Genomic DNA, 6,402 nt, shown 5'->3' with positions numbered 1-6,402 from the left:
AAGAATACTACCTCCCTGTAATGGGTTTTATTATATCACTTGAGGAGGTTATTGCGGGATAAATCCCCCTGTCTTCACGACTTGCTCGGTTTCATCCCTCGGATGAATCGCGAGGGAACCTGCACCATCGCTTTTCTGTAAATTCATCAACGGTCTTTTGGTCAACCAGACCTGCTGGACTAATCAACCCTATGGTATCACCGGGATTCAGGCGTCGCGGTTTGAGAAGGGGTTGGGGGTTTGCCGTTACAGGGACTTGGGTTGCCAACAGCGTCAGTCCCAAGAGTTTAAGCAAGGCACGGCGATTACCGGAAAAGGGTTGGCTCAATGGTCAGTCCCGGAAAACTACAATAGACAACGTGAAAAATCGCTTGGAGTACCAAGCTGGGAAAAAGAGCTAGAATTGACTTACTTGAATCATCTCTAAATATCAAGCAATAATAATAGAGATATAGCATCTGCCAGATTTTGGTCAACTCACCGACGCTCTAGCATTACACTCCCGAACCGGGATTGATGCTTGGGTGGTGTCACCAGCGTGCGATCGGTACAGAAACGATTATTTTTTGTATCCGATTAACCACAGACATTTGAGCTGACGGTGCTGAGTCTGACTCGTTGAACAGCATCTGCCGGTAAAATTCACGATAGCCAGTCAACAACTCCAACAATTCAGCCATTCCACCCAGAGACATGGCAATTGCTTCAGGCTATGGTAGGGAAAGATACTCTTTCTCTCGATTTGGAGGTGATCAATCATTCCCTGGAACATGCCTCAGGTTAATGGCATCCATGCTACACCTATCCTCAACAGACGTATAGAGACTCGATTCATGAACCGCGCCTTACTTTGTGAAGACGCGGATTGGCAGAGGGAACCTGTCAGTAGAGACCTTCCATGGACGGTCTGTACATGAATAGGGCATGAGTTGGTAAGGGGTAATCACTGCTGAACGCTTCTCTAGTTCAGCTTAAATGTAGGAACCCAGAATCTCTCTTGACTGGGTGAATCCAGGACACACCCTCCTGAGCCTGGGAAGGATCTGCTGAGGGTGGGAACTCCCGCGAAACCGTTGATGAAATTGACAGGTTGAAGTCATGGGATTTTAGGAACTAGGAAAATCTACCCGTTTCGTCAGATGCTACAACAGATAAGCAAGTATGGTGATCCCATGGCAGCACTGGCGCAGTTTTGCCAGCTAGAGGCTGAGTATCAACGGGTCACATCAATTTTACAGACCCCAAGACGGCAATATCAGCATTCTTAAGGATGAAATTAGTTTCTTTGCTTGAAGAACCACCAGAACCACCAACCATTTTGGTGGTTGATGATGACCAGTTTATACGAGAACTTTTACGCCGAGTTATGGAAAAAGAAGGCTATAAAGTTGTTGAAGCAACCAACGGCGAACAGGGTTTGGACGTCTATCAGCGTCTTAAACCGCATCTGGTCATGCTAGACGCCCTGATGCCGGTCATGGATGGTTTTACCTGTTGCAAACACTTACAAAAACTCTCAGACGAAGACGAGACATCACCCGATAGCGAACATTTGGAGGCTCAAGGGTTACAGGGAGTTTCCCAAACGCCGGTGTTAATGATTACCAATCTGGATGATCCAGAATCCGTTGACCGCGCCTTTGCCGTTGGTGCTACTGACTATATCACCAAACCGATTCACTTAGCCGTTTTGCGTCAACGAGTACGGCGTTTAATTCAACAGTTTCAGCTTTATCAACAACTTGAACAAGCCAATCGAGAGTTACAACGTTTAGCCACATTAGATGGACTAACGGGTGTAGCCAATCGCCGTCGGTTTGATCAATACCTTGATGATGAGTGGTGGCGCATGATTCGAGAAGAGTCGCCCTTGTCTCTGATTCTATGTGATATCGACTTTTTCAAGAAATATAATGATACCTACGGTCATCAAGCCGGTGACGCCTGTTTGCGAAGGGTAGCTGATGCTTTGCGTTTTTGTGCCAAACGTTCTGTGGATTTAGTAGCTCGCTATGGCGGTGAAGAGTTTGCGATTGTGTTACCCAATACCACCACGATTGGTGCATCTCTAGTGGCTGAAGAATTACGCAGTTTGGTTCATGGTTTAAAGATTACCCATACGGCTTCAGCCGTCAGTGAATATGTCACCCTCAGTTTAGGTGTTGCCAGTCTTTATCCTGAGCCTGATACTCCACCAGCTAAGCTAGTTGCTGAAGCGGATATGGCTTTGTATCAAGCGAAAGCCTCTGGGCGTAATCGATATGTGGCGAAAGTTTAGAATTGTCATTCGTCATTGGTCATTTGTCATTTGTTTTATGTAATAATTTGAGGGCTATTTACACAATTTAATAGAGTTGAGTTTATTTCCACAAACTTACAGAGCGTAGCACTTTGTCAATAGGAAAGTTGAGTGTAGGGGGGTGGTATGCTGTTGCTTAAATATCGTAGGATTGCCAATATTGTGTACATGCTAATCCTCAAAACAGATAATCGCTAAGAACTATTATGACGACTACGGTCAACACAACACCCCGATTAGCCTCGCGCTTGGTGAATGGTTTCCTTGCCATTAAACCTTTAGCCAATTTAGCCAAGCAGCAAGCTCGTAAGATGATTGTCAAGCGAGCGGAAAAAATTGGCGTACCTTGGACGAAACAGGTCAATGAGTTACGTTCTCTAGACTGGGATAGTTATCTGAATCAAGTCCAAAACCCCCAGTTAACCTACCCGGATTATTATTTGCGCCCCTTCCATGCCTATAACCAGGGAAATCTTCAGTGGGATGCAGCCTTTGAACAAGAAGTAGCGGCTTATGCTGTTCATGCCAATCTCTATCCTGAAGATAGGCTTCAAGGAGACGCGAAACTGCGACAGAGTTACCATGAGTTGGTGCAAAAGCACGTTGCAACTGAGCCGCAAGATATTGTGGATCTGGGCTGTGGTGTGGGGATGAGTACCTTTGCCCTACAACAGATTTATCCCCAGGCAACTATGACGGGTGTAGACTTATCGCCTTATTTTCTAGCTGTTGCCGAATATAAGTCCAAACAGCATCATACAGAAATTAACTGGAAACACGCGGCGGCTGAAGCGACAGGTTTACCGGATGCTTCCTATGATTTAGTCTCTATCTTCTTGGTATTCCACGAATTACCCCAAACGGCGGCAAAGGCAATCCTACGGGAGGCACGGCGGTTATTACGTCCTGGTGGCTATCTTACCCTGATGGATATGAATCCTCAGTCTCAGGTGTATGCGACGATGCCAGCTTACGTTTTTACCTTATTCAAAAGCACTGAGCCTTACTTTGACGACTATTTTACCTTGGATATTGAGCAAGCGATCGCGGAAGCAGGATTCCAGCCACCAACTATCAAGCCGAATAGTCCCCGCCATCGGACAATCATTACCCAAGTCGAGACGTAGCACGCTACCTCTGAACCACCTAATCGTAGCAAAACTTAACATAAACCAATACTCGACATTCTTTCGAGGAGATCCCCGTCTCTGATAGACTTTTAGACTGGGGACAGTAAATAACACCAGGGAAAAACTAAGCAGTTGAGAGGAAAAGCTTCGTGCTAGAAACTACGCTAGGACTAGAAATTATTGAAGTTGTCGAACAGGCAGCACTTGCCTCTGCCAAATGGATGGGCAAAGGGGATAAGAACACCGCTGACCATGTGGCAGTCGAAGCCATGCGGGAGCGGATGAACAACATTCACATGCGGGGTCGCATCGTGATTGGCGAAGGGGAGCGAGATGAAGCCCCGATGCTGTATATCGGTGAACAAGTGGGCATCTGTAACCAACCGGATGCGAAGAACTTTTGTAATCCCGATGAACTGATTGAAGTCGATATTGCCGTTGACCCTTGTGAAGGGACGAACTTGGTGGCTTATGGGCAACCCGGTTCAATGGCGGTGCTAGCCATTTCTGAGAAGGGAGGGCTGTTTGCTGCACCTGACTTTTACATGAAAAAGCTAGCTGCGCCTCCTGCGGCTAAAAATCATGTCGATATCAATAAATCGGCAACAGAGAACCTGCAAATTCTCTCCGAGTGTCTGGATCGCGCAATTGAGGAACTTGTGGTCGTGGTCATGAAGCGCGATCGCCACAAAGGACTGATTGAGGAAATCCGCTCGGCTGGTGCGAGAGTTCGGCTAATTAGTGACGGAGATGTCTCTGCGGCTCTCTCTTGTGCCTTTTCCGGGACAAATATTCATGCTCTGATGGGTATTGGTGCTGCACCCGAAGGCGTTATCTCTGCTGCGGCGATGCGCTGTTTAGGAGGACATTTCCAAGGTCAGCTAATTTATGACCCAGCAACTGTACAGACGGGTTTGATTGGTGAAAGCAAAGAGGGGAACCTAGAGCGGCTCAAAGAAATGGACATTCACGACCCTGATAAGGTCTACAATACTCATGAGCTAGCTTCGGGTGACACCGTGCTATTTGCCGCTTGTGGGATTACGCCGGGTACTTTGATGGAAGGGGTACGACTCTTCCACGGGGGGGCACGGACTCAAAGTCTGGTTATTTCCACCCAGTCGAAGACGGCTCGATTTGTGGATACTGTCCATCTGTTTGATCAACCGAAGACCCTGCAACTGCGATAAATACTGTAAATTTATCCATTGTTTGTTGCAGGATTTCTCCGCCTCGAATTCTAGTCATCGAGAGCAGAGAAAAGCGTTAAAGCCAGAGTATAAGCAATGATAATGCTACTTACTCTGGCTTAGCGTTGATTAACGGGCAAATCGATTTCCCCCAGGTAAAAAATTTCATCTCTGAATCTGTGAACTTATGCCCAATTGTTCATCCCGTTCAGAAAAATTTCTCAATTTTCTTTATCTTTAAAAAAAACAAGCCTGATAGTTGACCCAACCCAACGACAGAGATTTGGAGAACACAATGAATATTGCAGTCGTAGGTTTAAGCCACAAAACAGCGCCCGTTGAAGTCCGGGAAAAACTAAGCATTCCCGAAGCCCAAATAGAAGGGGCGGTGCAACAACTCTGTAGCTACCCCCATGTTCAAGAAGTGGCGATCCTCAGTACCTGCAATCGCCTAGAAATTTATATTGTGGCGGCGGAAACGGAAAAGGGTGTTCGTGAAGTCAGTCAGTTCCTGTCGGATAACTCTCATGTACCCCTGCATCAATTACGCCCCCATTTGTTTATTTTGTTACATCAGGATGCGGTGATGCACCTGATGCGCGTCGCAGCGGGACTTGATAGTCTAGTCCTAGGCGAAGGACAAATCTTATCGCAAGTCAAGCATACCCACAAAATCGGTCAGCAATATAAGGGAATTGGACGCCTGTTGAATCGACTGTTTAAACAAGCGATTACCGCCGGAAAGCGAGTCCGCACCGAAACCAGCATTGGTACCGGGGCGGTTTCGATTAGTTCGGCGGCGGTGGAACTCGCCCAGATGGAAGTGCAAAACTTGGCGGCTTACCGAGTAGCAATTATCGGGGCTGGGAAGATGTCGCGTTTGCTGGTGCAGCACCTGCTTTCTAAAGGGGCTGAGTCAATTGCCATTATCAATCGCTCAACTCGACGGGCGGAAGAGTTGACAAAGCAGTTTGAGAATGCTCCGATAACGGTACATCCTTTATCTGAAATGATGGAGGTAATTCCGGAGTCGGATATGGTGTTTACGAGTACCAGTGCGACGGAACCGATTCTGAATCGGGCTAAACTGGAAGACCATCTTGATCCCAATCGCTCCTTAATGCTATTTGATATTTCCGTACCGCGTAATGTGGATGCTGATGTCAATGAACTTGAACAGGTTCAAGCCTTTAATGTGGACGACTTAAAAGCAGTGGTGGCGCAAAATACCGAAAGCCGCCGTCAGATGGCAATGGAAGCGGAAAACTTACTGGAACAAGAGGTAGAAGCGTTTGAGATTTGGTGGCGATCGCTAGAAACCGTGAGTACTATTAGTAGTCTACGGGAGAAAGTCGAAGGTATCCGGGAGCAGGAATTAGAAAAAGCCCTATCTCGCTTAGGTTCAGAGTTTGCCGATAAACATCAAGAAATCATCGAAGCGCTGACACGGGGAATTGTGAATAAAATCCTCCATGATCCGATGGTGCAGTTAAGGGCGCAGCAGGATATTGAAGCCAGACGCCAAGCGATGCAGACGCTGCAAACGCTGTTTAATTTAGAGATTGAAGAACAGTTTGGTTAAGCGTTAGACCTGAAGAAAATGGGGAGGGGGATACTGAGTAAATATCCTTCCTCTCTTTTTTTAGCTTATCCGGCGAGAAGCCCTACGCTCTAATCTTCGATTGAGCGTGGGATGAATCGCCAGTGAAAAAACTTGTTTTTTGGGGACAATATATACTTTATACTGCTATAATTATAGCAGGAGGTGATAGAAATTGAAGCG

At 46.7% G+C, this 6,402-nt stretch carries 7 protein-coding genes; 6 read left to right on the top strand and 1 reads right to left on the bottom strand.

Going from position 1 to position 6,402, the window contains the following annotated elements; genetic code table 11:
* The first annotated feature begins 157 nt into the window (after positions 1-157).
* Positions 158-427, top strand: coding sequence for a hypothetical protein (locus RIG27_RS17085; protein WP_446347085.1), 270 nt, complete (start codon positions 158-160; stop codon positions 425-427).
* A gap of 103 nt (positions 428-530) precedes the next feature.
* Here RIG27_RS17085 and RIG27_RS17080 read toward each other — a convergent pair whose 3' ends face one another.
* Positions 531-695: a hypothetical protein gene (locus tag RIG27_RS17080; protein ID WP_446347083.1), complete on the bottom strand. Its 165-nt coding sequence runs from the start codon at positions 693-695 to the stop codon at positions 531-533.
* A 444-nt stretch (positions 696-1,139) separates the two neighbouring features.
* Here RIG27_RS17080 and RIG27_RS17075 point away from each other — a divergent pair, with 444 nt between their 5' ends.
* The 5 genes from RIG27_RS17075 to RIG27_RS17055 all read left to right on the top strand — a co-directional run bounded on the left by RIG27_RS17075 (position 1,140) and on the right by RIG27_RS17055 (position 6,201).
* Positions 1,140-1,268, top strand: a complete 129-nt coding sequence (locus RIG27_RS17075; protein ID WP_446347081.1) for a hypothetical protein — start codon at positions 1,140-1,142, stop codon at positions 1,266-1,268.
* Positions 1,269-1,270: 2 nt separating this feature from the next.
* Positions 1,271-2,278: a diguanylate cyclase domain-containing protein gene (locus RIG27_RS17070; protein ID WP_446347079.1), complete on the top strand. Its 1,008-nt coding sequence runs from the start codon at positions 1,271-1,273 to the stop codon at positions 2,276-2,278.
* Positions 2,279-2,505: 227 nt separating this feature from the next.
* Positions 2,506-3,426: a class I SAM-dependent methyltransferase gene (locus RIG27_RS17065; RefSeq protein ID WP_446347077.1), complete on the top strand. Its 921-nt coding sequence runs from the start codon at positions 2,506-2,508 to the stop codon at positions 3,424-3,426.
* Between the two features lie 152 nt (positions 3,427-3,578).
* A complete protein-coding gene (gene glpX / locus RIG27_RS17060; RefSeq protein ID WP_446347075.1) occupies positions 3,579-4,619 on the top strand; it encodes a class II fructose-bisphosphatase in 1,041 nt (346 codons plus the stop codon).
* Between the two features lie 295 nt (positions 4,620-4,914).
* Positions 4,915-6,201 carry a glutamyl-tRNA reductase gene (locus tag RIG27_RS17055; RefSeq protein WP_446347073.1) on the top strand — a complete coding sequence of 429 codons (1,287 nt, stop codon included), beginning with the start codon at positions 4,915-4,917 and terminating at the stop codon, positions 6,199-6,201.
* Positions 6,202-6,402 lie beyond the last annotated feature (201 nt).

Origin of the sequence: Coleofasciculus sp. F4-SAH-05 (assembly GCF_040222985.1) — a bacterium.
Lineage (GTDB): Bacteria > Cyanobacteriota > Cyanobacteriia > Cyanobacteriales > Coleofasciculaceae > Coleofasciculus > Coleofasciculus chthonoplastes.
This window is presented reverse-complemented; position numbering and strand designations above follow the sequence as displayed.

Coding starts and splice junctions, on each gene's coding strand:
- RIG27_RS17055 (WP_446347073.1), top strand. CDS start 4,915: ATGAATATTGCAGTCGTAGGTTTAAGCCACAAAACAGCGCCCGTTGAA.
- RIG27_RS17065 (WP_446347077.1), top strand. CDS start 2,506: ATGACGACTACGGTCAACACAACACCCCGATTAGCCTCGCGCTTGGTG.
- RIG27_RS17070 (WP_446347079.1), top strand. CDS start 1,271: ATGAAATTAGTTTCTTTGCTTGAAGAACCACCAGAACCACCAACCATT.
- RIG27_RS17080 (WP_446347083.1), bottom strand. CDS start 695: ATGTCTCTGGGTGGAATGGCTGAATTGTTGGAGTTGTTGACTGGCTAT.
- RIG27_RS17075 (WP_446347081.1), top strand. CDS start 1,140: ATGCTACAACAGATAAGCAAGTATGGTGATCCCATGGCAGCACTGGCG.